This is a genomic window from Treponema endosymbiont of Eucomonympha sp., assembly GCF_001028545.1.
Genome location: NZ_BBPW01000588.1, coordinates 1 through 469, shown reverse-complemented (window position 1 = coordinate 469; position 469 = coordinate 1). Strand labels below are relative to the sequence as shown.

Annotated in this window: 2 protein-coding genes; both read left to right on the top strand. The window is 39.0% G+C overall.

What is annotated here, in order from left to right; genetic code table 11:
* On the top strand, nt 1-192 hold a 192-nt coding region (gene rpsM, locus AWU74_RS08195), incomplete at its 5' end, for a 30S ribosomal protein S13 (protein WP_162505096.1).
* A 15-nt stretch (nt 193-207) separates the two neighbouring features.
* Nucleotides 208-469: 30S ribosomal protein S11 (rpsK, locus tag AWU74_RS10965; protein WP_162505095.1), on the top strand; the 262-nt coding region annotated here is incomplete at its 3' end.

Genomic DNA, 469 nt, shown 5'->3' with positions numbered 1-469 from the left:
GAGGCGAATTATAAGATCGAAGGACGTCTACGCACTGAAATTGGTCTTAACATTAAACGCCTTATGGATATCGGTTGTTATCGCGGACTTCGACACCGAAAGGGTTTACCAGTGCGTGGGCAACGGACGAATACGAATGCGCGTACTCGAAAAGGTAAAAAAAAGACCGTTGCTGGCAAGAAAAAAATATAAAACAGAGAGATTATCATGGTAGTTACAAAAAAACGAAAAGAAAAAAAAAGTGTATATGAGGGGAATGTTTATATTCAAGCATCTTTCAATAACACAATAATAACAATAACCGATTTGCAAGGCAATGCATTATCATGGGCATCATCTGGCAAACTACAATTTCGCGGCGCGAAAAAATCAACCTCGTTCGCCGCACAATCGGTTATGGATAGGGCGGTACAAAAAGTAACAAGTTATGGATTAAAAGAAGTTCATGTGTTTTTGAAAGGAACTGGTA